Genomic DNA, 24,251 nt, shown 5'->3' with positions numbered 1-24,251 from the left:
GGGTTACTCCTGAACGGTAGCGGGGTGATCGGAGGTGAAGGGGGTGGATGGAGAGGGGGAAGGGGACAGATGGCGGGTGAACACGGCGGAGGCCGTCTGCATGGGCACCGCGGAAGTAGCCACGGTGTGGGCGTGCACGTCGACGACGCTCAGCCAGCTGGAGTCCAGCCCCTGCAGGGTGCCTGCCGGGGTGAACGGGTTGTGGTTGTAGGCCAGGGCCGGTCCCGACCACACCGGAATCGCACCGAGCACCCCGGAAGTGCTCAGGTGCAGGTGGCCGCTGAGCATCACCCGGACGTCGGTGCCGTGCAGCCGCTCAGAAAGCTCCTCGGCGTTGGCCAAGCCGACGGTGGAGAGGAACGGATCGATGGTGGGGATCGGCGGATGGTGCAGCAGCAGCACGGTGCCATGTTCGACCGGGGTCGCCAGCACCTCAGTGAGCCAGTCCAGCTGCTCTGGATCCAACCATCCTTGCGGCTGTTCGAAGCCGTGGCTGTCCAGCCCGATCACCCGCAGCCCGGTGATCTCGTGGACGGTGTCCGCCGAGTGGGGGCCTGAGGCCGTGCGGGAGGTGTTGAAGCGCTCGCCGATCGCCCCGGGGGTGTCGTGGTTGCCGGGCACCGTGATCACCGGGCATCCCAACTGCGCCTCGGCCTGGGTGAGCAGTGGTGCGGCGCGATCATGAATCTTGTGTCCGCGCTCGCCCAGGTCCCCTGAAATCACCACGGCGTCTGGCCGAAATTGCGCTGCTGCCGACAAAGCGGAGAACAGTCGCGACCAAGGTTCGAGCCGGTCGTGGAGCAACCGGGACTCCGCCGTGAGATGGGCATCGGTGAGATGGACCAGCCGGTGCGTCGGCAACGTCGAGGTCATGACGCCTCCTCCTGGGGAGCCGCCGGGTTCAGCTGCGCCCTCAGCACGTCGATCTCCGCGGTGGCGACCCCGCCGGTACGCAGGTAGTCGGTGACCGAACCGTAGTCGCGATCGAGCATGTCGAGAGCACTACGCAGGGCTGCCGGCGGGCTCTGCAGGTGCAACTGACGCGCGGCCGCGGCCGCGTCGTCATCCAACTCAGCCGTGTGAACCATCGCCAGCACCTGGTCCCGGTAGTGCGCCGAGAGCGCAGTCTCCGAGAGGGCGTAGTCGTCAACAATCAGCTCACGCGCCACCCCAGCTGCTTCCAGCACGAGCCCCGCGACCAAACCCGTGCGATCCTTGCCGGCCTTACAATGCATGAGCACACCGGCCGATGCGTAGCGGGCGACGGCGCTGACGGCGGCGCAAAGCTGGGGGCGGCGGTGAACGAGCAAATCCCGGTAGACCTGCTCGATGGGCGTGCTCATCGGAACCGGTCCCTGATACAGCGGGATGTTGATCCAGGCGGTCCCGGGGGTGGCCGTCTCGATCTCGTCGGGGGCCTCGGTGATCTCGCCGCGCTCGCGCAGGTCGATCACCGCAGCAAGGTCGAGCCGGCGCAGTTCCTCGCGGGCTGCGGCACTGAGGCTGCACAGCGCACTGGAACGGAAAATCCGGGGTGCACCGATGCCCGGGATCGCTCGCAGATTGGCGATTGCGGGTGGCATCGAAGCGCCGTCCGAGGGGGAGGTCACAGGGAGTCGATCCTTTCGTTACAGCGTTTCGTAGATCATGAAACGGCGTTACGAAATGATCACAGCGGACCCATGTGGACGTCAGGTGAACGAGCGGCCACCTGGATGTGAAGGACGGGGGAATCCTCGTTAGGTTTCGGTGGTGGGTTCGTCGGTGACTTCCGGGCGCAGGGTGCGGGCGAAGACGTCGACGAGGGCCTGGGATGGGCCGAAGGTTGGCTCCCCTGATTGGTGCTGCACCGCGAGGTTGAGGGCATTGAGCACCAGGGTGTGGGCGATGCGCCCCACAAAGACCTCGGTTTCCTGGGTCGGGGATCCGGTGGCGAGGCTGATGTCCGCGCGCCGGGCCAGGGGAGAGACCCCGGAACTGGTGATGCTGATGATGCGGGCGCCGGCCGAGCGGGCCGCCGAGACGGCGTCCAGGGTGTGGCGATTGGCGCCCGAGAAGCTGATCGCCACGCAGGCATCTTCGGTGCTGAGCAGGCGGGCGGTGAACTGCTGTGAAAGGGTCTCGACCGGAGCCACCGCCTGGCGGCCGCCCATGGTGAAGCGGAGGGCGGCGTCCTGGGCGGGGGTGGCGGATTCGCCGGACCCGACGAAGAGAATGCGCTGGGCGCTGGCCAGGGCGTCGACGGCGCGGTCGAAAGCGTTGCGATCGAGGAGTGCGGCCGCGCTGGCGAGATCGGATTGTGCTGTCGTGAGCACGCGATCGATGATGGAGGAGTGGTTGCTGGCTTCGTCCGCCTCGGCTCGCTGGGCACTGGGCTGTGACTCACGGTCACGCAGGTACCGATGCCGCGTCATCTCTGCTTTGAGTGCGTGGTACCCGCTGTACCCGAGGCGCTGGCAGGTGCGCACCACGGTGGCTGCGGAAGTCTCGGCGCGCTGGGCGATCTGTGAGGTGGCCAGATCGGTGATTTCTTCGAGGTGTGCGATCAGTGTTTCGGCCACGCGCTTTTCCGCGGGGCCGAGCTGGCCTGCGCTGGCGCGGACATGGGCCAAAAACGCCTGCTGCGTGCGCGGCGGCTGAGGTTCGGTCATGGCGCCATCCTAATGTGGCATGTGGTGGCGCCGAACACAGCTTGAAGGAGAAAGGCTGGGGCAATAACACATCTCGGCGCGGATGACGAAAGCTCGGGTAGACGCGCGTGGCGTGTTGAGCTATGCTGGTTCTTTGCGTATCCCCATCTTGGGACCGCTGTGCCCACCTTCGTCCGCTTCTCGTTCACTTCAGTGAAACGGGGGCTATGCGACCGGGGACCGCATCCAAGATACACGGTACACGGTACGAGCCTTCATATAGCGGTGGGCCGCCGTGGTGATCGTTTCTCGACGGCAGGGAGTCGAGGAGCGGTGGACACGAACGAAAACAAAGAAGGTCTGTGAAAGGATCCCTCTTGGTCGCTTCGAGCACCTCTGAAAATTCAGCCGCTAACAACCAGAACGTTTCGCCTCGTTCAGCCGCCAGCGCCGGACGTATTTCGTTCGCGAAGATCCATGAGCCGTTGGACGTGCCGGATCTGCTGGCACTGCAGACGGAGTCATTCGACCGTCTCGTCGGCAACGAGCGCTGGACCGCACGCGTCGCCCACGCCCAGGAGATCGGCGATGATTCGATCGCCACCACCTCCGGCCTGGCCGACATCTTCGAGGAGATTTCTCCGATCGAAGACTTCCAGGGCACCATGTCGCTGTCCTTCGCGGAGCCGGAGTTCGCTGATGCGAAGATGCCGGTGGACGAGTGCAAGGAACGCGACACCACTTACGCCGCGCCGCTGTACGTCAAAGCCGAGTTCATGAACAACAACACCGGCGAGATCAAGCAGCAGACCGTCTTCATGGGCGACTTCCCGCTGATGACCGACAAGGGCACTTTCGTCATCAACGGCACCGAGCGTGTCGTCGTGTCGCAGCTGGTTCGCTCCCCGGGCGCCTACTTCGAGTCGGCTCCGGATAAGACCACCGACAAGGACGTCTTCACCGCGCGCATCATCCCCTCGCGCGGAGCCTGGTTCGAGCTGGAGATTGACCGCCGTGATCAGGTCTCCGTGCGTCTGGACCGCAAGCGCAAGCAGCCCGTCACCGTGCTGCTCAAGGCCCTGGGCTGGTCCGAGTCCCGCATTCTGGAAGAGTTCGGCGACTACGACTCCATGCGTCTGACCCTGGAGAAGGACGGCACCGAAGGCCAGGATGAGGCCCTGCTCGACATTTACCGCAAGCTGCGCCCGGGCGAGCCCGCTGCCGTTGACGCCGCACAGTCGCTGCTGTCGAACCTGTACTTCACCGAGAAGCGCTACGACCTGGCTAAGGTCGGCCGCTACAAGCTGAACCGCAAGCTCGGTGTCGACGCCCCGCTGGGCGATCCGGCTTCCTCGGTGCTCACCGAAGACGACGTCGCTCAGATGATCCGCTTCATCTGCGCCCTGCACGCCGGTCAGAAGACCATCAAGGGCCAGCGCAACGGTGAAGAGGTCGACGTGCGCGTGGAGCGCGACGACATCGACCACTTCGGCAACCGTCGTATCCGCGCGGTGGGCGAGCTGATCGAGAACCAGATCCGCACCGGCCTGTCCCGCATGGAGCGCGTCGTGCGCGAGCGCATGACCACCCAGGACGTCGAAGCGATCACCCCGCAGACCCTGATCAACATCCGCCCCGTGGTGGCCTCGATCAAGGAATTCTTCGGTACCTCGCAGCTGTCGCAGTTCATGGACCAGAACAACCCGCTGGCTGGCCTGACGCACAAGCGTCGTCTGTCCGCGCTGGGCCCGGGCGGTCTGTCTCGTGACCGCGCCGGCATGGAAGTCCGTGACGTGCACCCCTCGCACTACGGCCGTATGTGCCCCATTGAGACCCCTGAAGGCCCGAACATCGGCCTGATCGGCTCGCTGGCTACCTTCGGTCGCATCAACGCCTTCGGCTTCATCGAGACCCCTTACCGCAAGGTGGTCGACGGTAAGGTCACCGACCAGGTCGAGTACCTGACCGCTGACGATGAGCTGGACGCACAGATCGCTCAGGCCAACGCGCAGCTCAACGAGGACGGCACCTTCGCCGAAGAACTCGTGCTCTGCCGCCAGCGTGGCGGTGACGGGGAGCCCGTGCTCTCCGCCATCGATGAGATCGACTACATGGACGTCTCCCCGCGCCAGATGGTGTCTGCCGCAACCGCGCTGATTCCGTTCCTCGAGCACGACGACGCCAACCGCGCGCTCATGGGCGCGAACATGCAGCGTCAGGCGGTGCCCCTGCTGGAGTCGGAGGCTCCGCTGGTCGGTACCGGCATGGAGAAGTACGTGGCCGTGGACGCCGGTGACTCCGTCACCGCGGACGCCTCCGGTGTGGTCACCGAAGTTGCTGCTGACTTGGTTACCGTCATGAACGACGACGGCACCACCCAGCACTACCCGATCATGAAGTTCTCCCGCTCGAACCAGGGCAACGCATACAACCAGCGTGTCCGGGTCACCGAGGGCGATCGCGTCGAGAAGCTCTCGGTCATCGCCGACGGCCCCTCCACCGACAACGGTGAGCTGGCCCTGGGCAAGAACCTGCTGGTCGCCTTCATGCCGTGGGAGGGCCTCAACTACGAGGACGCCATCATCATCTCCCAGCGCATGGTCTCTGACGATGTGCTGACCTCGATCCACATCGAGGAGTACGAGGTCGATGCCCGCGACACCAAGCTCGGTGCCGAGGAAATCACCCGCGACATCCCCAACGTTTCTGATGAGGTGCTGTCCCAGCTCGACGAGCGCGGCATCATCCACATCGGTGCCGAGGTGGAAGCCGGCGACATCCTGGTGGGTCGTGTGACCCCGAAGGGTGAGACCGAGCTGACCCCGGAGGAGCGCCTGCTGCGCGCCATCTTCGGTGAGAAGTCCAAGGAAGTTCGTGACACCTCCCTGAAGGTGCCTCACGGCGAGTCCGGCACCGTCATCGGTGTGCGCATCTTCGACCGCGATGAAGACGACGATCTGCCCCCGGGCGTGAACCAGCTGGTCCGCGTCTACGTGGCGCAGAAGCGTAAGATCACCGACGGTGACAAGATGGCCGGCCGCCACGGCAACAAGGGTGTCATCTCGAAGATTCTGCCGATGGAGGATATGCCGTTCCTCGCGGACGGCACCCCCGTCGACATCATCCTGAACCCGCTGGGTGTGCCCGGTCGTATGAACCTGGGCCAGGTCATGGAGCTGCACCTCGGTTGGGCCGCCGCCAACGGCTGGACCATCGAGGGCGAGCCCGAGTGGATCAAGAATCTGCCGAACCTGCCTCGCGAATCCGGCAAGGTCAACGTTGCTACCCCCGTCTTCGACGGTGCGGAAGCAGACGAGATCACCGGACTGCTCGGCCATGTCAACAAGACCCGCGACGGCGATCGTCTGATGGGAACCAACGGTAAGGCGCAGCTGTTCGACGGCCGCTCCGGTGAGCCGTTCCCGGACCCGATCTCCGTGGGCTACATGTACATGCTGAAGCTGCACCACCTGGTGGATGACAAGATCCACGCGCGTTCCACCGGACCGTACTCCATGATCACCCAGCAGCCGCTGGGTGGTAAGGCGCAGTTCGGCGGTCAGCGCTTCGGTGAGATGGAAGTGTGGGCCCTGGAAGCGTACGGTGCCGCCTACACGCTGCAGGAGCTGCTCACCATCAAATCCGATGACATCCATGGACGCGTCAAGGTCTACGAGGCCATCGTCAAGGGCGAGAACATCCCGGAGCCGGGCGTTCCCGAATCCTTCAAGGTGCTCATCAAGGAGATGCAGTCACTCTGCCTGAACGTGGAAGTCCTTTCCACCGAAGGCCAGACCATCGAAATGCGTGACTCGGATGAGGAATCATTCCGGGCCGCCGATGAGCTGGGAATCGACCTCTCCCACGCCGAGCCCAGCTCGGTCGAGGAAGTCTGAGACCCGGTTCACCAGCCCGCACAAGACGTCATCCACTTTTAGACATCAGGAGTTCAACGGACCATGTCCACTGAAAACTCATTCGGCCTAATGCGCATCGGCCTGGCCACCGGCGAAGATATTCGAAACTGGTCTTACGGCGAAGTCAAGAAGCCCGAGACCATCAACTACCGCACCCTGAAGCCCGAGAAGGACGGCCTGTTCTGCGAGCGGATCTTCGGACCCACTCGTGACTGGGAGTGCTACTGCGGCAAGTACAAGCGCGTGCGCTACAAGGGCATCATCTGTGAGCGCTGTGGCGTTGAGGTGACCCGCTCCAAGGTGCGTCGCGACCGCATGGGCCACATCGAGCTCGCCGCTCCCGTGACCCACATCTGGTACTTCAAGGGCGTGCCCTCACGTCTGGGTTACCTGCTGGACCTGGCACCGAAGGACCTCGAGAAGGTCATCTACTTCGCTGCCTACATGATCACCTCCGTGGACGAGGAAGCTCGCCATCGAGATCTGCCGAACCTGCAGGCTGAGTACGACCAGGAGGCCAAGTACCTGGCCGACCAGCGCGACGCCGACATTGCTGCGGTGGCTGCTGACCTCGAGCAGGACCTCGCCAAGCTGGAATCCGAGGGTGCCAAGGCACCCGAGAAGAAGAAGGCTCGCGACCTCGCCGACAAGACGATGGCGCAGGTGCGTAAGCGCGCCGACGCCGAGTTGGAGCGCCTGGAGAAGATCTGGGACCGCTTCAAGAACCTCAAGGTCTCCGACCTCGAGGGCGACGAAGGTCTCTTCCGTGCGATGCGTGACAAGTACGGCCAGTACTTCGAAGGCTCCATGGGTGCCGAGTCCATCCAGCGTCGTCTGCAGAACTTCGACCTCGAAGCCGAGGCCGAGTCGCTGCGCGAGATCATCCAGAACGGCAAGGGCCAGCGCAAGACCCGTGCGCTGAAGCGTCTGAAGGTCGTCAACGCCTTCATGACCACCGATAACTCGCCCGAGGGCATGGTCCTCGGTGCCGTCCCGGTGATCCCGCCGGAACTGCGCCCGATGGTCCAGCTCGACGGTGGCCGTTTCGCCACCTCGGACCTCAACGACCTCTACCGTCGTGTGATCAACCGCAACAACCGCCTGAAGCGCCTGCTGGATCTCGGGGCCCCCGAGATCATCGTGAACAACGAGAAGCGCATGCTCCAGGAAGCGGTTGACTCGCTGTTCGACAACGGCCGTCGCGGTCGTCCGGTCACCGGACCGGGTAACCGTCCGCTGAAGTCGCTCTCCGACATGCTCAAGGGTAAGCAGGGTCGTTTCCGCCAGAACCTCCTCGGCAAGCGCGTGGACTACTCCGGTCGTTCCGTGATCGTCGTCGGCCCGCAGCTGAAGCTGCACCAGTGTGGTCTGCCCAAGCAGATGGCGCTGGAGCTCTTCAAGCCGTTCGTCATGAAGCGCCTGGTGGATCTGAACCACGCTCAGAACATCAAATCCGCCAAGCGGATGGTGGAGCGTTTCCGCCCACAGGTGTGGGATGTCCTCGAAGAGGTCATCACCGAGCACCCGGTGCTGCTCAACCGTGCACCCACCCTGCACCGTCTGGGCATCCAGGCCTTCGAACCTCAGCTCGTTGAGGGTAAGGCTCTGCAGTTGCACCCGCTCGTGTGTGGCGCGTTCAACGCCGACTTCGATGGTGACCAGATGGCCGTGCACCTGCCGCTGAGCCCCGAGGCTCAGGCCGAGGCACGCCTGTTGATGCTCTCCAGCCACAACATCCTGAAGCCCTCGGACGGTCGCGCTGTGGCCGTTCCGGCTCAGGATATGATCATCGGCCTGAACCACCTCACCACCGCTCGTGATGACGCCGAAGGCGCAGGCAACGAGTACTCCACCGTCTCCGAAGCCATCATGGCTTTCGACGGTGGGGCGCTGCACCTGAACGCTCCTGTGAAGATCGCTATCGACGGCTTCGTGCCGTCGGCCGACGCTCCGGCGCCGGAAGGCTGGGAGCCCGGTCAGACCGCCCTGATCACCACAACCCTGGGCAAGGTGCTCTTCAACGATCTGCTGCCCGAGGACTACCCGTGGGTGGACCGTCAGGCTACCAAGGGCACCCTCTCGGCACTGGTCAACGACCTGGCCGAGCGCTACCCGATGGTGCAGACCGCAGCCACCCTCGATAACCTCAAGGACGCCGGTTTCCACTGGGGTACGTGGTCGGGCGTGACCGTGGCGATCTCCGACATCACCTCGGACTTCGACAAGGCCTCCATCATGGAGGGCTACGAGGACCAGGCGCAGAAGGTGCAGGCACAGTACGACACCGGTCTGATTGCAGACGAGGAGCGTCGTGCCGAGCTGATCGACATTTGGAACAAGGCCACCGACGAGGTTGCCGAAGCCATGCAGGCCGGTATGGGTCGCCTGAACACCATTAACCGCATGGTGTCCTCGGGTGCTCGTGGTAACTGGTTGCAGGTTCGTCAGATCGCCGGCATCCGTGGCCTGGTGGCCAACCCGAAGGGTGAGATCATCCCGCGTCCGATCAAGTCCTCTTACCGTGAGGGCCTGTCGGTGCTGGAGTACTTCTCCGCAACCCACGGTGCCCGTAAGGGTCTGGCCGATACCGCTCTGAAGACCGCGAACTCCGGTTACCTCACCCGTCGTCTGGTCGACGTCTCCCAGGACGTCATCATTCGCGAGGAAGACTGCGGTACCTCCCGCGGTTTGGCCGAGACCATCGCCTCCGCCAACTACAACGGCGAGCTGGTGCGCGACGAGAATGTGGAAACCTCAGCGTTCGCTCGTACCCTGGCCGTCGACGTCACCGACTCCGAGGGCAACGTCCTCGGCGCGGCCGGCGAAGACGTGGGCGACGTGCTTATCGAGAAGTTCATCCAGGCCGGAATCACCGAGATCAAGGTCCGCTCCGTGCTCACCTGTGAGTCCGCTGTCGGCACCTGCGCGAAGTGCTACGGCCGCTCCATGGCCACCGGCCAGCTGGTAGACATCGGCGAGGCTGTCGGTATTATCGCCGCCCAGTCCATTGGTGAGCCCGGTACCCAGCTGACGATGCGTACCTTCCACACCGGTGGTGTTGCCTCCGCGGACGACATCACCCAGGGTCTGCCCCGTATTCAGGAGCTCTTCGAGGCGCGTACCCCCAAGGGTGTCGCCCCGATCTCCGAGGTGGCTGGCCGCGTGCGCATCGAGGACGACCAGTCCCAGATCCGTCTGGTCCTGACTCCGGACGATGGCTCCGAGGAGATCATCTACCCGGTGCTGCGTCGTTCCCGTCTGCTCGTCGACGATGGCGAACACGTCGCCGTCGGTACGCAGCTGGTGGCAGGTGCCGTGGACCCCAAGCAGGTGCTTCGCGTGCTCGGCCCCCGCGCCGCACAGAAGTTCCTCGTCAAGGAAGTCCAGGACGTCTACCAGTCCCAGGGTGTGGGCATCCACGACAAGCACGTGGAAGTCATCGTCCGCCAGATGCTGCGCCGTATCACCGTCATCGAGTCCGGTGACACCGGGCTGCTGCCGGGTGAGCTGACCGACCGCGCCCGCTTCATCGCCGCGAACAAGCAGGCGGTGGGCGAGGGCAACCGTCCGGCTTCCGGTCGTGACGAGCTGATGGGTATCACCAAGGCCTCGCTGGCGACGGATTCGTGGCTGTCTGCCGCATCCTTCCAGGAGACCACCCGGGTGCTGACTCAGGCCGCCATGGAAGGCAAGTCCGATCCGCTGCTGGGTCTGAAGGAGAACGTGATCATCGGTAAGCTGATCCCGGCCGGTACCGGTCTGGATCGCTACGTGAAGGTCGCCGTGGAGCCCACCGAGGAAGCCAAGGCGAACCTGTTCTCCGGTCCTGCCGGATACGCGGACTTCGACTACCCGGGCATGGACCAGTCCATGACTCCGGAGTTCCACGCAATCAGCCTGGACGAATACGGCATCGGCGGAGACTTCCGCTGATCCACCGCTGAGAAATAATCGACAGCCCCGACGCACTGCGTCGGGGCTGTCGTCGTCTTAGGCCCTCGAGGTTTTCGCCGTCCGTATGGCAACACTTGCCAACAACGGACCGAGCACCGGCGCCACGAGTGCCAACATCCCTAGAGCCACGCGCCCCCAGATATTCATGTGCCCGGCGCGAACGACCTCGATGACTGCCCAGACCACCAACGCCATCATGGAATTTCTCCTGCTCAAGATGGGATAGTGATGGTAGAAACCACCTGACGCTCGGTGCCCGTGGCGAAAAACCGCCCATGGACGGAGCCTAATTTAGGAAATCCGTACACTGGGGCTATGGCAAACTCCCGATCCGGTGAATCTGTGGTGCAACGGTTGACCAGGATCCTGCAGGCTTTCGACGCCGAGCACCCCCGCCTCACTGCCACTGAGCTGGCCAAGCGCGCCTCCCTGTCCCTCTCGACCGCTCACCGGTTGCTGCAGGACATGGTGTTGGAAGGGCTGCTGTCGAAGACCGACCAAAATCAGTACGAAATCGGGTTGACGCTCTGGGAGCTAACCCAGCGCTCGTCGTTTTACCAGGAGTTCTCCCAGGCGGCCAAGCCGTTCCTGGAGGGCATGCACCAGACCCTGGACCAGAATGTCTCCCTGGCGATCCTGGACGCGCAGGCCGGCTCGATTATCTACCTGGAGCGACTTGTCTCCCATCCCGACCCGGCAGACCTGACCAAGATCGCCGGACGGCTCCCCGTGCTTTCCTCGGCCCCGGGACTGGCAATGGTCGCCTTCAGCCCCCGCCACGTCCAGGAACGCTACCTGGCCGCGGCCCACCGCGACCGGTGGATCACCGAGCGCGGGCTGACCACCGATGACCTGCGACGCACTCTGGCCCAGGTCCGGGCAGAAGGCTACGCGCATTCCCGTGCCGTGCTGCACCCACGCTCTTCCGGCACCGCGGCGCCCGTTTTCGGGCCGCAAGGCAAGGTCCAGGGCGCGCTGAGCGTGGTGGTGCCCGTCGACCAGATCAACCTCGCCGTGCAGGTCCCCGTGTTGCGCGCTGCGGCCCACGGTCTCTCCCAATGGATCAGCCACTCCGTCCAACGCCCATACCGCGAGGGACCAGCGAGTCAGGAGCTGTCGTAACTGCTGTTCAACGGGATCTACCTGGCGTGACCTGGCCCACGCTCAGGAGGATCGGAGGACAGCGCCCCGGTAGATCGCGGGGTGCTCCCCAACGATCAAGGAATCGCCATGGCCGCTTACGCTGTGAACTACACCTACGTACCCGAGACCGACGAAATGACCGCGGCACGCCCCGCGCACGTTGAGTTCCTGAGCGAACTGCACTCCGCTGGCACGCTGCTGGTTTCCGGCCGCCTGACCGAAGGTGACCCGCTGGGCGCCCTGCTGATCATCCGCGGCGAAAGCGTGGAAGAAGTCGAGAAGATCATGGACGGCGATCCCTTCTTCTCCGATGGTTTCGTGGCCGAGCGTCAGGTGCGCCGGTGGAACATCGTCTTTGGCTCCATTGACGGAGCCGAGTGATCCATGACCACCACTGAAGCCGCGGTCACCACCTCGAAACGCCGCATTGATTACCAAACTCTCGAGGTGCCGCAGCCGAGTCCGGGCCACGCCGTGGTGCGGATGCACACCGTCACCCTGTGCGGCACCGACGCCCACATCTGGGACGACGACTACGCCTCCGAACTCCCCATGATCCAGGGCCATGAGGCCTCCGGCGTCATCGCCGAGCTGGATGCGGCCGACGCACAGTCCGGCTGGAACGTCGGCGACCCGGTGGTCATCCTGCCGATGTTCTGGTGCGGGAAATGCCATGCCTGCTCCATTGGCCGGGTGAACGCTTGCCGTCGGATGAGCGTATACGGCTGTTACGAAGACGGCTCGCTGGTGACCGAGCAGCTGATTCCGCTGGACCACCTGTACCGGGTTCCCGAAGGTGTCGATCTGGGTGTGGCCGCACTGGTCGAGCCCATCTCCATCGCCATGCAGGCCTGCCGTCGCGGTCAGCCGGTGGCCGGAGAGCGCGTCGTCGTCGCCGGGGCTGGGCCCATCGGGCTGCTCGCCACGGTGTACCTGAAGGACATCGGTTGCGACGTCACGGTGACCGACACCCAGGATGCTCGCCTGGATCTGGCCCGCGAGTTCGGCGCTGACCGGGCCATGAAGGTCCTGGGTGCATTCCCGAATAACGAGCAGCGCAGCGTGCTGGATGAGCTCACCGATGGTGATGGTCCGTCGCTGATCATTGACGCTACGGGCGTACCCGCCTCGGTGGCTGGCGGTATTGACCTGGTAGCCACCGCCGGACGTGTGGTGTGCGTGGGCATTTCCGAGGCCGAGCTGAGCTTCTCGATGCGGCGTCTGCCCACCAAGGAGATCGACCTGCTGGGCTCGCGCAACTCCGAGAACCTCTTCCCGGACTGTCTGGACCTGCTCTGGCGCTATCAGCGCACGCTGGCGAAACTGATCACCCACCGCTTCCACTTCCACGATCTCGATGCGGCTTTCCGCACCCTGATCGACCCGAGTGCTGGCGTGGGCAAGATCGCCATCGACTTTCCTGACCTGAGTGAACGTGAAGAACGGAGTGAGTCCTGATGAGCAGCCCTTCCGCTGAAACCTCGCAGAAGCCGCTGCTGACCTCGGTGGATGCTCTGCCGGAGAACGTGGACGTCGTCGTCGTGGGCTCGGGTTGTGCCGGACTGACCTCAGCAGTCGTGGCGGCTCAGGGCGGGCGCAGTGTGCTTGTGCTGGAGAAGGCCGCACAGCTGGGCGGCACCACGGCCGCAGGTGGTGGCGTGATGTGGGCGCCGGCCAATCCACTGATGGAGCGCCATGGGCATCCCGACAGCCCCAAAGCAGGCAAGGAGTACCTGCGCGCGGCCACGGCCGGTGCAATGAGTGAAGAGGAAATCGACTGGTACATCGAGACCTCGGCCGAGGCCGTGCGCTTCCTCGATGAGAAGACCCGGGTCGATTACCTGCCGCTGAACCGGCCGGACTACCACCGCGAATGGCCGGGGTCGACCCCGTCCGGTCGTGGACTCGACCACCGTCCCGTGGATCCCTCGGATGTTCCGGGGCTGCGCGAGGCGGTACGCTCCTCGACCTACTTCCCGCTGATCACCATGGACGAGCGTGATCAGCTCCACGGTGCCGCACCAGATCCGCAGCTGTTGGAATCCCGCGCTCAGGCCGGGGTACGCACCATGGGTGCGGCCCTGCTCTCTGCGCTGGCTGCCTCGGCCTGGGATGCCGGCGTCACCCTGGCCACCGAAGCACCGGCGACCGGGCTGGACCGCGACGGGGACACCTGGGTTGTGCAGCACCCCGGTGGCACGGTGCGCGCTGAGGGGGTTGTGGTGTCCTCAGGCGGCTTCGAATGGTCCGAGCAGCTGCGCGGCACCCTGCTGAAGTTCCCCATCACCCCCATCTCCGCTCCTTCGAACGAGGGCGACGGGCTGAAGCTGGGACTGGGTGTGGGCGCTGCCGTTGCGCAGACCACCGCGATCTGGGGTGTTCCGGTGCTCACCGCACACGGCGCTACCTACGATGGCAAGCCCTCGGGGCGCATGGGCAACGTGGAGGCCACGTTACCGGGCTCGGTGGTGGTGAATAGAGCCGGACGACGCTTCGTCAACGAGGCGCTGAATTACCACGACTTCTCCCGGGTGTTCGCGAACATCGATCCGGCGACCTCGACCTTCGCCAACATTCCCGCCTATCTGGTGGTCGACGCCGGCTACGCCGAGCGGTATCCCATCGCCGGTCACGCGCCCTTCACCGACCCTGCGGACGCACCGTCGTGGCTGGTGCAGGCCGAGACCCTGGCGGAGCTGGCCGAGAAGATCGGGATGGACGCCCCCGGGCTAGAAGACACCGTGGCTCGTTTCAACGACGGCGCTCGCGACGGTGTCGATTCGGAGTTCGGGCGTGGGTCGACCGAGCAGGACCGCCACCTGGGCGATCCCGCGATCGAGCCGAATCCCTGCCTGGCGCCGCTGGAAAAGGGCCCGTTCTATGCCGTGCAACTGCACCCGGGCGTGCTGGGCACCGCCGGTGGTCTGGACACGGACCTCAACGGTCGAGTTCTGGACTGGAACGGTGAGCCGATTCCGGGGCTGTACGCCGCCGGAAACTGCTCCGCCACCGTGTTCAAGGACGCCTACCCCGGAGGCGGGGCTACCATCGGTTCGGCCATCACCCGGGCCTACGCCGTCGGGCAGTCTCTCATTCAATGAGAACCTGCGGGTGGTCTGTCTCACAGCACTGCCATACTGTCCACCAGTGGGGGAACGCCCCTGCTCCTGACGAAAGGCCGGTGACCCGGAGATGACCACCCGCAGCGGACGCGAGCTTGGCCTGGCCCAACTCGCCGCTCTCACGGTTGCGCCCCCGACCCTGGTTGAACTGGCCGCCCAGGCTGGATTCGACTTTGTGGGCGTGCGCGTGCGCCCGGTGACGGACGCCGAAACTCCCTTTGAGGTGCAGCCCGGGACCCCGATGCTGGCCGAGACGCTGAAGCGGATGGTCGACACCGGGGTCTTGGTGCGTGACATCGAATTCTTGCTGCTCGAGGGTTCTGATCAGCGTGACGCCTGGCGCAGAATGTTCGAGGCCGGCGAAGCTCTCGGGGCCAGCTCGATGACGGTCGCCGTGGCCGACACTGACTCCCAACGCGTGCTGGACACCCTGGCTCAGATGGTTGACGACGCTCGCCCACACGGAATCGTCCCCGCGGTGGAGCCGATCAGCTACCAGGCGGTGCGTTCGCTGCCGGGCGCTGCTGCGATCGCCGAGCACACTGGGGCTCAGGTGCTGGTGGACACCCTGCATGTGGCCCGCTTCGGCGGCACGACCGAAGAGCTGCGCGCGGTAGCCAGCCACGTTCCCCTGGTCCAGGTCTGCGATGCTCCCGCCCAGGCACCCGCGGATCGTGCCGGACTGGTGGAAGAATCCCGCTCGACCCGCTTCGCCGCAGGCGAGGGCGGACTCGACCTGCGCGGCATGATCAGCGCCGTCGAAGCCGGTCGGGCCGAGCTGGGCGTGGAGACCCCCTTGCCGCTGTCGACGGAAATCCCGAATGATGAGATGCGGGCCCGGCTCGGCGACGCAGCCTGGGTCCAGCACCTGATGACCACCACCCTGAACCTACTCGGCGAGGAGCTGGCATGACCTTGGCAGAACGCACGCAATCCCTGTCCCTGAGCGGTACCCACGTCGACGGCGTGGCGATCCCACAGATCGGGCTCGGCACCTGGCCGATGGTCGGCCAGGAGTGCACCGACGCCGTCGTGCAGGCGCTGAGCATCGGCTACCGCCATGTGGATACAGCCGAAAATTACCGGAACGAAGACGCTGTCGGCGAGGCTCTGCGTCGCACCGAAGTTCCGCGCGACCAGATCTTCCTCACCACCAAATTCAACCGCGAGCACCATGGTCCTCTGGCAGCCGTGCGCGCCGCCGTTGAACAGCGTCTCAGCCTGCTGGGTGTGAACGAGATCGACCTGATGCTCATCCACTGGCCGAACCCGGACCAGGGTAAGTACGTCGAGACCGCTGGTGCACTGGCAGAGCTGGTGCAAGCCGGGTTGATCCGGGCCTGGGGCGTCTCCAATTTCACCGCAGAGCACCTGGCAGACCTCCGGAAGGCCGGGCTGCAGGCGCCGATCAACCAGATCCAGGTGGACCCGCTGGCCTCCCAGCCACGGTTGCGCGCAGTGAATGCAGAGGCCGGCACGCTCACCGCGGCCTATTCCCCGGTGGGGCGCGATGTTGATCTGAACGAGTACGAGGCGCTGACGGCTCCCGCTGCCCGTCTCGGCGTGACCGCCCACCAGGTGGCGCTGCGCTGGCACGTACAGTCTGGACGCGTGGCGGTGCCGAAATCGGCGAATGCCGGGCGCCAGGAAGCCAATCTGGACGTGTTCGGCTTTGAGCTGACCGACGAGGACATGACCGGGATCGATGCGCTCGACACCGGCGCCGGTCCGCGTCTGGACCCGAACGACTTCGGCCACTAGATCACGCCGCGCCGTGGGGTGCGGCACTTCCCGAACCGACTCTGCAATCGCTTTCATTCCGTACCAGGAGACACCATGACTCAGCAGACCAACGGCATCCTGACCCTCCAGGACGTCGCCGGCCTCCCGCACCATGACACCGACGTGCTGGTGGCCGGCGGTGGCGCAGGCGGCCTCGCCGCAGCCATCACCGCCGCCTACCATGGCCTCAACGTCGTCGTCGCCGACAAGGCCGCCGCCCTGGGCGGTGCGACCTCCTGGTCCGGCGGCTGGGCCTGGACTCCCGGCACTTCGCTGGCCAAGGCCGAGGGCGTGGACGAAGATCCGGAGCAGTTCCGCACCTACCTGCGCGGCGTGCTCGGTGACCGTTATACAGAGGCTGCCGGTGAAAAGATCGACGCCTTCTTGGAAGCCGTCCCGCACATGGTCGACTTCTTCCACCACCGCACGGACTTGAAGTTCGTGACCGGGGCGAAAATCAACGACATCTACGGTGACCTCCCCGGCGCCGGCACGGGCAACCGCTCGGTGGGTCCGGCCCCGGTCAACGTGAAGAACTATCCGAAGGCGCTGCTGAAGAAGATGCGCCGTCAGTACTACCCGACGTCGTTCTTCGGCATGGGCATCATGGCCGGCAAGGACCTCGCCACCATGCTCTCGGCCTCGCAGTTCTCCCCGAAGGGTTGGGTTTACGCCGCCGGACGCGTCATCCCGCACGCCTGGGACATGGTCACCCGCGGTCGCTCGCTGCATCTGGTCAACGGCACCGCACTGACTGCTCGCCTGGTGAAGTCTGCGAACGATCTGGGCGTGGAGCTGCTCGTGCGCACTCCCGTGCAGCAGCTGGTGTCCGACGGCTCCCGCGTGGTCGGTGCCGTGGTGAGCACCACCGAGGGGTCCCGCTTCATCCGCGCCCGGCGCGGCGTGGTGCTGGCCACCGGCGGTTTCCCGAACGATGTGCAGCGTCGTCGTGAGCTCTTCCCGCAGACGCCGACCGGTGCCGAGCACTGGTCGCTGGCCCCGCGTGAATCCGAAGGTGACGGCCTGGACATGGCGCTGGCGGCCGGCGGTGTATTCGACACCGAGATGCGCTCCCCGGCTGCCTGGTGCCCGGTCTCCCTGGTCCCGTACCCGAACGGGGAGAAGGGCGTGTTTCCGCACATTATGGACCGTGCCAAGCCCGGCTCCATCGGTGTGCGTCAGAACGGTCGCCGCTTCGTGAATGAGGCCAACGGGTACTACGACTACGTGGACGGGTTGCTCTCGGCCACCGAGGACGGCGAGCCGGTGGAATCCTGGCAGATCGCGGACTCCACCTTCGTACGGAAGTACCCGCTGGGCTTCGCCAAGCCGATCCCGATGCCGTTGCTGCCCTACATTCAGGCCGGCTACCTCATCAAGGCCGACACCATCGAGGAGCTCGCCGAGAAGTGCGGGATCGACCCGGTGGCGCTGACCGAGACCGTGCGCGAATTCAACGAGAACGCCCGTCGCGGCGAGGACCCGGAGTTCCACCGCGGCGCCTCCCCGTTCAACCGTTACGGCGGAGATCCGAAGGTGGGCCCCAATCCCTCGCTGGCGCCCATCCAGAAGGGTCCGTTCTACGCCGTGCACGTTCGTCCCGGCTCCTTCGGCACCTTCGCCGGCATCGCGGCGGACTCCCGCTCACGCGTGATCAACGACGCCGGTGAACCGATTCCGGGGCTCTACACTGCCGGCAATGACCACGCCTCCATCATGCGTGGCACCTACCCCTCCGGCGGCATCAACCTGGGGCCGGCGCTGACCTTCGGCTACGTGGCCGGGCGCGACCTGGCCGGCGTCGAAGAGTACGAGGTGTAGTCCGTAGGCACTCGGCTTATCGTGATGCTCCTATATGGTGTCAAAGCGTTTGTAGGAGGTACTTTCGGTACTGCTTTGTGAAGTGATCATCTCGGCTTTGGCCGCGTTCGATCCGGGAGATCTTCCCCGGCGAAGTATCGAAGTGATCAGCGACCTGTGTCAGGGTCAAATGTTGCTGATGCCGCAGTGGGCGAAGGTCGTCTGAGGGCGGGACTTGATCAGGGTCAAGAATCAATGTGTAGACCTCGTTAGCCACATATCTCTTCAGACATCGCATGATCTCCCTGGTTCCCTTTCCCTCAGCGGTGCGGCGTTCAACATAGCGACGAGTACGTTCATCGTTGCCCATCCTGACCATCACGATCCGGTGCAACGCCCAATTCGCTTGCCGATCCCCGCCTCGGTTGAGGCGGTGACGCTGTGTCTTACCGGAAGAAGCCGGGATCGGACTCACACCACACAATGCTGCGAAAGCAGCCTTGGACTTGACCCGTTCCGGATTAGCCCCGGCAGTGACAAGTAACTGGGCCGCGGTGATCGTACCGATCGCTCGAGCCTGAGTGAGCTCCGGAGCCACCCGAACCGTCAGCACCTCCAGCTCCTCGACCGCCTGATCAATTTCCTCACCGAGGTATTCATAGCGCCGCGCCAATCGACGCAACACCCGCTTCAGCGTCTGATCTGATTGCGGACGACTAGCGGCCAGTACCTCGATGAGTTCCTCATCAGACAAGTACCGGTAAGACTCTCGTACCCGGGCTGGTGCGGTGGTGAGGAAGTCCTTGATCTGGACCATGGCCGTACTACGGGCCTTGATAGCACTGCTACGGGCCCTGAGTGTGACCCTGATCCGCTCAACGTCTCCGTCCAACAGCTTCGGGATCGGCAGATCATCATCGGCGGCAACGGTCCGGGCCGCAGCATAAGCATCGATGGGATCGGACTTACCCTGACGGCGAGCAGCCCGGCTAGGACGAATAACTTCTCGCACCCTGATCCGCTCAGCCCGCAAATAAGCCGTCAGTCCAGCCCCATACGAAGCAGTGCCCTCCACACCGATACGTTGCACCGTCCCGAACTCACCCACGAAAGCCAAGAGCTGCTGGTAACCGAGAACCGTGGTGGGGAACTCGGTGTCACCGAGTCGGCGTCCCAACCCGTCGATCACGGCTACGTGGTGTGTCTCGGCATGGGTATCAACCCCGGCGTATACATCCAGTGCGGAACTTGCCATGATGGAACTGCCTTTCTCGTTGTGTTCAACCTTGGGAAGGCTCCGGCCGGACGGGCAGACAAGACATTGACGAGGCCGGGACCACCAGGCTCCTATGAGGTCATGTCCGTCCGGCTGGATCACCTCCATGTAAGGCCCCTGTATCCGGTGGGCAGATCACGAGCGGGAAACAGTGGTTCAGTCCTAGTGCTGGGCCACACCGGAGGCCTTATGACCCCATCCTCCTCGCCAGACGCCGCGATGTCAGTCCCACTCTCAGAGTCCTTTCGAGGCGGCGGGGCCGGTGGACACATCACGATCAAGACACATGCTGGTCAGTCCGAGTGGGAGTCACACCGACGAACCCGCGCCATTACCATCTTCAATGTCCGAGTCTGCGCTTAGTCTGGCGGCGACGCAGCTCACAGAAAGGAGTCGTCAGATGAGCGAGCAGATAACGGTGCCTCGCGCGGGGAACACGCCACCGCGAGAGCGCCTGGAACTCTTGGAAACCTCCCAGCCAGCCACCGAGCTGTGGTGGGAATACCGGCGGGATTTCACAGGCCAGGGCTGGCACGAGCTGGAGTCCGTGGGCCAGATCGCGGATCTGGTGCTGGGGCTGAACGAGGCCACCGATGGGCTGACCCTGGAAGACGAAGAGCCGGTCACCCGCTACGCCCAGATGTATTACCTGGGGGAGCAACGTTTCCAATTGGAACTTGCCACCGTGGTTCCCGGAGGCGCCTACAACTTCCGTATTGGCCAGGGTGCGCACGCCGCTGAGCGGGAAGGAAATACACCGACGACGTCGGCCACCACCGTTCAGTTATTGAACCGCGCCCAGCTCATCGAAGTGCTGACCTCCTGGGCACAGGGTTATGGGCTGCCCCAGGGATATGGGTCAGCACTGCACTGCTACGGTGACGTCTCCGTCTGAGAGTCAGCCGCGGCGGGCCATGTAGAAATTGAAAGCCCGGGTCAGCACCTTGTTCAGCGGCAGATCCCATTCACCCAAGGTCTGCACCACATCGGCACCCATGGTGGTCTTGAACCGGGTCAGCCCGGCCAGCTCATGCTCCGGGTTCAGTGTGGCCGACACCCCGCCGAGGTCATACCAGCGGTCGCCGGCAGCCAGCGACCGGCGCAACTGCTCCAGCTGTAGCGCCCGCGGAGCATAGCGTTTTCGTTCCTCCGACGACGACGCGCCGTAGACGTACCAGCCGGTGTCGCCCTGGCGAACATAAATGGCAGCGGCCAGCGGCTGATCGCCCAGGGAAGCCAACAGCAGTCGGCATTCGGCAGTGGGGGAGTCGTTGAGCTCCCGGTACATGCGTTCAAAGTAGCTCTGCGGACGCCCGGTGAACCCATCGCGTTCCGCGGTCTCCTCGTACAGGCGCTGCCACACGCCCAGATCCTCCAGACCGCCCTCGGTCACCGTCAGCTCGGTGCGGGTCGACTTGCGGGTCTGGCGGCGCGAGGACTGATCCATTCGCCCCAAAACCTCATCGACGACGGCGGTGAACTCCGCCGGGTCCTCAGACACGACGGCTCCGGGCTCTGGGCGTGGCTCGGGCTGCTCAGGCAACGGAATCCGCGCCTGGAATGGCGGCTGGCCCGCGGCGAAATCCTCGCCTGCGCTCGGCTCGATCCATCCGGCGTCGAGCAGGGTACGACGCATCGCCTCCGCCTGCTCATTGACCTCCAGTGGCTCCAGATCGGTGATCAGCTGATGTTCCCCGGCCGCCAGCGCGCGCCGCACCTCCTGGGAATCCCAGCGCCGATGCACCACAGGCAGGCCCATGCGAATCATGAAGGCACCCTGCCGCTGCAGGTACGGAGCCAGTGGCGCCAGAATCGCGTCCAGTTCCACCCGCGCAGGGTCAAACACGGGACCATCAGCGAGGTAGGCCAGGCTGCGGCTCTTCAGCAGCGGAACCGGTAAGTGCCGATGCAGCACCACCGAAACCGCCACCAGCTCTTCGCTGTCGAACCACCCCAACGACTCACCGCGCCAGTCGGTCTTGACCTGGGGCCAGCGGGGGTTCTGGAGGAAGGACGCCGGACGTGCGGCGAGGAAACCGTGGTGGACCTCGTCAGTGATCGACTCGATTCTCAAGGAAGCTGATGCGGGGCGCGAGGAAGATTCTGGTGTCACGCCTTCAACATAACCCATCGAACTTCAAGAGTCCTGTTGGCCCGCCCCGGCACTGGTAAGTTGGCCCCATGAGCGTGACCGTCCCCTCGGACCAGCCCCTCGTCCCAGTGATCACGGGAGGCGACCTCGGAGCGTACTCACTGGCCCGGGAATTCCACGAACAGGCCGGGCTGATCTCCGCTGTCGTTCCCACCTCCGTCAACCGCAACTTCACCGGTACCCGCATCGCCCAGCTCTTCCCGGTGGGCCCCATGCTTGAACCCAAGAAGGTACTCGCCGACCTCAGTCGGGTGGCAGATGTGCTCGAAGGCCACCGCCGCCCGCTGTTATTGATGCCCGGCTATGACCACCTCGTGCGCATCGTGCTCGATCACCGCGAGGAACTCACCGAACTCGGCTACCGCATCCCGGAACTCACCGTGGACCAGCTCGATCGCGGCGCGCTCAAGGACCGGTTCTACGCCCTCTGCGAGCAACTCGGCGTCCGCTACCCGCGCACCACCACGGTGGACTGCGGACCCGAGCTCGCCGATAGCAACGACGCTGACGCCCGCTCCGCGATCGCCGCGCAGATCGACACCGCCGGCTTGAGCTGGCCCGTGGTGGTTAAAGCCGACGACGGCGGCGCCTGGGCCGATGTCCGTTTCGAAGGTCGTCGCAAGGTGCACCTGGCCCATTCCCACGACGATGTCGCCCGGTTGGCCCGCCGCGCCTCCGGCGCCGGATACCGCGCCGGGCTCATCGTCCAGGACTACGTGGCCGGCGCGGACTCCCAACTGCGCATCCTGCATCTGTTTCGCTCCCGCACCGGCGGGATCCGCAGCGCCGGGCTCGGCGAAGTGATCATCGAGGACCACGCCCCAGGATTGGAAGGCAATGCTCGCGCCATTGTTGTCCCCGCCGAAGTCACCGAACAGGAGCGCCAGATCACCAGCCAGGGCACTGCGTTGCTCGAGGCCCTGGACTGGCACGGATTCGCCATGTTCGATCTCAAGGTCGACGCCGATACCGGCGAGCCCGTGTTCCTGGAGATGAACCCCCGTTTGGGGCGCCACCACTTCTACCTGACCGCCTCCGGAATTAACCCGGTGGTGGATCTCTTGGCGGAATTTGGTGGCGACGACACCGCGGCCCCGTCGCAATCACCGTCTGCCCCGCGCCAACCACACCAGCGACCGGCCGCTTCCCTGACCATTCCGCAAGCGCTCGCGCACCGCTATGCCAACGAGTCTCAGCGCCGCACCCTCACGGAAGCGAAGCGTTTGGGCACTGTGCAGGATCCCTGGGATTACCCGGCCGATCGCCACTGGCAGCGCCGGCTTTACCACTGGGTTCAACGCCGCAGATCCGCCGCCGATCTAGAGGCATCCCGGTAGTGACCTACCACGAATTCCCAGCTGGGTGAGTTGCTGGTATGCTTGGAACGATTGTTTTGAGTGTGGCACTAGGGACTCAGTCCGTGTTGCGGGGTTCTTGCGCAACGTAGGCCACATTTTTGCACGCCTAGGGGCTGGATTTCTTCCGCCCGACGTGCTGAACGACCACCAGCAGTCCTGGTAAACGCGGGCCCGACCTGTGTGCCCGCAGGACTGACAGCCAATGAGTACGGAGAGACTATTGCCTACGATTCAGCAGCTGGTCCGCAAGGGCCGCTCACCGAAGGTCAGTAAGACTGACGCACCTGCGCTGCAGGGTCGGCCCATGCGCCGCGGTGTGTGCACCCGTGTGTACACCACCACCCCCAAGAAGCCGAACTCCGCGCTGCGTAAGGTCGCACGTGTTCGCCTGTCCGGCGGCATCGAAGTGACCGCCTACATCCCCGGCGAGGGTCACAACCTGCAGGAGCACTCCATCGTGCTCGTGCGCGGTGGCCGCGTGAAGGACCTCCCCGGCGTGCGCTACAAGATCGTACGCGGCGCTCTGGATACCCAGGGCGTCAAGAATCGCGGACAGGCTCGCAGCCGCTACGGTGCTAAGAAGGAGAAGAAGTAATGCCACGTAAGGGTCCTGCGCCGAAGCGCCCCCTCGTCGTTGATCCGGTTTACGGATCCCCACTGGTCACCCAGCTGATCAACAAGGTGCTCGTGGACGGTAAGAAGTCCACCGCCGAGCGCATCGTCTACGGCGCCCTCGAGGGTGCCCGCGAGAAGAGCGGCGCCGATCCGGTGGCCACCCTCAAGAAGGCCATGGACAATGTCCGCCCGGCCCTCGAGGTTCGCTCTCGTCGTGTCGGTGGCGCCACCTACCAGGTGCCCGTCGAGGTCAAGCCCGGCCGCGCAACCGCTCTGGCGCTGCGCTGGCTCGTCGGCTACTCCAAGGACCGCCGCGAGAAGACCATGACCGAGCGTCTGATGAACGAGATCCTCGATGCTTCCAACGGCCTTGGTGCCGCTGTGAAGCGCCGCGAGGACACGCACAAGATGGCCGAGTCCAACAAGGCCTTCGCACACTACCGCTGGTAATTCTGCGGTTCCCACAAGTACATCAACTAGGTCGACTCAACCCAGGGAGACA

The 24,251-nt window shown here is 64.7% G+C and carries 17 protein-coding genes and 1 pseudogene; 13 read left to right on the top strand and 5 right to left on the bottom strand.

The features are described 5' to 3' along the window. Positions 1-3: 3 nt before the first annotated feature. From P8192_RS10770 to P8192_RS10760, 3 genes are all read right to left on the bottom strand, one after another. Entirely contained in the window at positions 4-873 is an 870-nt protein-coding gene (locus tag P8192_RS10770) for a metallophosphoesterase family protein (protein ID WP_278156942.1), read from the bottom strand. Continuing rightward, a complete protein-coding gene (locus P8192_RS10765) occupies positions 870-1,610 on the bottom strand; it encodes a tyrosine-protein phosphatase (RefSeq protein ID WP_278156941.1) in 741 nt (246 codons plus the stop codon). Before P8192_RS10765 ends, P8192_RS10770 begins: the two co-directional genes overlap by 4 nt. A gap of 129 nt (positions 1,611-1,739) precedes the next feature. Then, positions 1,740-2,651, bottom strand: a complete 912-nt coding sequence (locus tag P8192_RS10760; RefSeq protein WP_278156939.1) for a MurR/RpiR family transcriptional regulator — start codon at positions 2,649-2,651, stop codon at positions 1,740-1,742. 356 nt (positions 2,652-3,007) lie between these two features. On the opposite strand from P8192_RS10760, the gene rpoB reads away from it, so the two are divergent. The 9 genes from rpoB (at position 3,008) to P8192_RS10715 (ending at position 18,369) form a co-directional block, all read left to right on the top strand. After that, positions 3,008-6,526 carry a DNA-directed RNA polymerase subunit beta gene (rpoB, locus tag P8192_RS10755; RefSeq protein WP_278156937.1) on the top strand — a complete coding sequence of 1,173 codons (3,519 nt, stop codon included), beginning with the start codon at positions 3,008-3,010 and terminating at the stop codon, positions 6,524-6,526. A 63-nt stretch (positions 6,527-6,589) separates the two neighbouring features. Continuing rightward, complete coding sequence (locus P8192_RS10750; RefSeq protein ID WP_278156935.1) at positions 6,590-10,480, top strand: DNA-directed RNA polymerase subunit beta'; 3,891 nt, start codon at positions 6,590-6,592, stop codon at positions 10,478-10,480. A 336-nt stretch (positions 10,481-10,816) separates the two neighbouring features. Then, the gene (locus P8192_RS10745) at positions 10,817-11,623 is read left to right on the top strand and encodes an IclR family transcriptional regulator (RefSeq protein WP_278156933.1); all 807 of its coding nucleotides are present in this window, start codon (positions 10,817-10,819) and stop codon (positions 11,621-11,623) included. A 108-nt stretch (positions 11,624-11,731) separates the two neighbouring features. Then, positions 11,732-12,025 carry a YciI family protein gene (locus tag P8192_RS10740; protein WP_278156930.1) on the top strand — a complete coding sequence of 98 codons (294 nt, stop codon included), beginning with the start codon at positions 11,732-11,734 and terminating at the stop codon, positions 12,023-12,025. A 3-nt stretch (positions 12,026-12,028) separates the two neighbouring features. Further along, positions 12,029-13,102: a zinc-binding dehydrogenase gene (locus P8192_RS10735; protein ID WP_278156928.1), complete on the top strand. Its 1,074-nt coding sequence runs from the start codon at positions 12,029-12,031 to the stop codon at positions 13,100-13,102. Further along, the gene (locus tag P8192_RS10730) at positions 13,102-14,745 is read left to right on the top strand and encodes an FAD-dependent oxidoreductase (RefSeq protein ID WP_278156926.1); all 1,644 of its coding nucleotides are present in this window, start codon (positions 13,102-13,104) and stop codon (positions 14,743-14,745) included. The genes P8192_RS10735 and P8192_RS10730 overlap by 1 nt, the downstream gene beginning before the upstream one ends. A gap of 91 nt (positions 14,746-14,836) precedes the next feature. Beyond that, a complete protein-coding gene (locus P8192_RS10725) occupies positions 14,837-15,679 on the top strand; it encodes a sugar phosphate isomerase/epimerase family protein (protein WP_278156924.1) in 843 nt (280 codons plus the stop codon). Further along, positions 15,676-16,527 carry an aldo/keto reductase gene (locus P8192_RS10720; protein ID WP_278156922.1) on the top strand — a complete coding sequence of 284 codons (852 nt, stop codon included), beginning with the start codon at positions 15,676-15,678 and terminating at the stop codon, positions 16,525-16,527. Before P8192_RS10725 ends, P8192_RS10720 begins: the two co-directional genes overlap by 4 nt. A gap of 75 nt (positions 16,528-16,602) precedes the next feature. Beyond that, on the top strand, positions 16,603-18,369 hold the full coding sequence (locus P8192_RS10715; protein WP_278156919.1) for an FAD-dependent oxidoreductase: 1,767 nt from the start codon (positions 16,603-16,605) through the stop codon (positions 18,367-18,369). A 229-nt stretch (positions 18,370-18,598) separates the two neighbouring features. Here the strand turns inward: P8192_RS10715 and P8192_RS10710 are convergent. Continuing rightward, a pseudogene (locus P8192_RS10710) lies at positions 18,599-19,606 on the bottom strand (IS110 family transposase); the annotation flags it as partial. Positions 19,607-20,024: 418 nt separating this feature from the next. Here P8192_RS10710 and P8192_RS10705 point away from each other — a divergent pair. Continuing rightward, the gene (locus P8192_RS10705) at positions 20,025-20,519 is read left to right on the top strand and encodes a hypothetical protein (protein WP_278156915.1); all 495 of its coding nucleotides are present in this window, start codon (positions 20,025-20,027) and stop codon (positions 20,517-20,519) included. A gap of 3 nt (positions 20,520-20,522) precedes the next feature. On the opposite strand, the gene P8192_RS10700 is transcribed toward P8192_RS10705, so the two are convergent. Continuing rightward, a complete protein-coding gene (locus P8192_RS10700) occupies positions 20,523-21,698 on the bottom strand; it encodes a lipid II:glycine glycyltransferase FemX (RefSeq protein WP_278156913.1) in 1,176 nt (391 codons plus the stop codon). A 107-nt stretch (positions 21,699-21,805) separates the two neighbouring features. Here P8192_RS10700 and P8192_RS10695 point away from each other — a divergent pair, with 107 nt between their 5' ends. From P8192_RS10695 to rpsG, 3 genes are all read left to right on the top strand, one after another. After that, positions 21,806-23,113, top strand: a complete 1,308-nt coding sequence (locus P8192_RS10695) for a hypothetical protein (protein WP_278156911.1) — start codon at positions 21,806-21,808, stop codon at positions 23,111-23,113. 241 nt (positions 23,114-23,354) lie between these two features. Continuing rightward, positions 23,355-23,729, top strand: coding sequence for a 30S ribosomal protein S12 (rpsL, locus tag P8192_RS10690; protein WP_270104680.1), 375 nt, complete (start codon positions 23,355-23,357; stop codon positions 23,727-23,729). Continuing rightward, positions 23,729-24,199 carry a 30S ribosomal protein S7 gene (rpsG, locus tag P8192_RS10685; RefSeq protein ID WP_270104681.1) on the top strand — a complete coding sequence of 157 codons (471 nt, stop codon included), beginning with the start codon at positions 23,729-23,731 and terminating at the stop codon, positions 24,197-24,199. Before rpsL ends, rpsG begins: the two co-directional genes overlap by 1 nt. The last annotated feature ends 52 nt before the right edge of the window (positions 24,200-24,251 follow it).

The organism is Citricoccus muralis (assembly GCF_029637705.1).
Classification (GTDB): domain Bacteria; phylum Actinomycetota; class Actinomycetes; order Actinomycetales; family Micrococcaceae; genus CmP2.
The sequence above is the reverse complement of the archived record's forward strand: the minus strand, read 5'-3'. Positions and strand labels throughout refer to the sequence as shown.

Coding starts and splice junctions, on each gene's coding strand:
- P8192_RS10740 (WP_278156930.1), top strand. CDS start 11,732: ATGGCCGCTTACGCTGTGAACTACACCTACGTACCCGAGACCGACGAA.
- P8192_RS10720 (WP_278156922.1), top strand. CDS start 15,676: ATGACCTTGGCAGAACGCACGCAATCCCTGTCCCTGAGCGGTACCCAC.
- P8192_RS10715 (WP_278156919.1), top strand. CDS start 16,603: ATGACTCAGCAGACCAACGGCATCCTGACCCTCCAGGACGTCGCCGGC.
- rpsG (WP_270104681.1), top strand. CDS start 23,729: ATGCCACGTAAGGGTCCTGCGCCGAAGCGCCCCCTCGTCGTTGATCCG.
- P8192_RS10745 (WP_278156933.1), top strand. CDS start 10,817: ATGGCAAACTCCCGATCCGGTGAATCTGTGGTGCAACGGTTGACCAGG.
- P8192_RS10730 (WP_278156926.1), top strand. CDS start 13,102: ATGAGCAGCCCTTCCGCTGAAACCTCGCAGAAGCCGCTGCTGACCTCG.
- P8192_RS10725 (WP_278156924.1), top strand. CDS start 14,837: ATGACCACCCGCAGCGGACGCGAGCTTGGCCTGGCCCAACTCGCCGCT.
- P8192_RS10705 (WP_278156915.1), top strand. CDS start 20,025: ATGAGCGAGCAGATAACGGTGCCTCGCGCGGGGAACACGCCACCGCGA.
- P8192_RS10750 (WP_278156935.1), top strand. CDS start 6,590: ATGTCCACTGAAAACTCATTCGGCCTAATGCGCATCGGCCTGGCCACC.
- P8192_RS10735 (WP_278156928.1), top strand. CDS start 12,029: ATGACCACCACTGAAGCCGCGGTCACCACCTCGAAACGCCGCATTGAT.
- P8192_RS10770 (WP_278156942.1), bottom strand. CDS start 873: ATGACCTCGACGTTGCCGACGCACCGGCTGGTCCATCTCACCGATGCC.
- P8192_RS10695 (WP_278156911.1), top strand. CDS start 21,806: ATGAGCGTGACCGTCCCCTCGGACCAGCCCCTCGTCCCAGTGATCACG.
- P8192_RS10760 (WP_278156939.1), bottom strand. CDS start 2,651: ATGACCGAACCTCAGCCGCCGCGCACGCAGCAGGCGTTTTTGGCCCAT.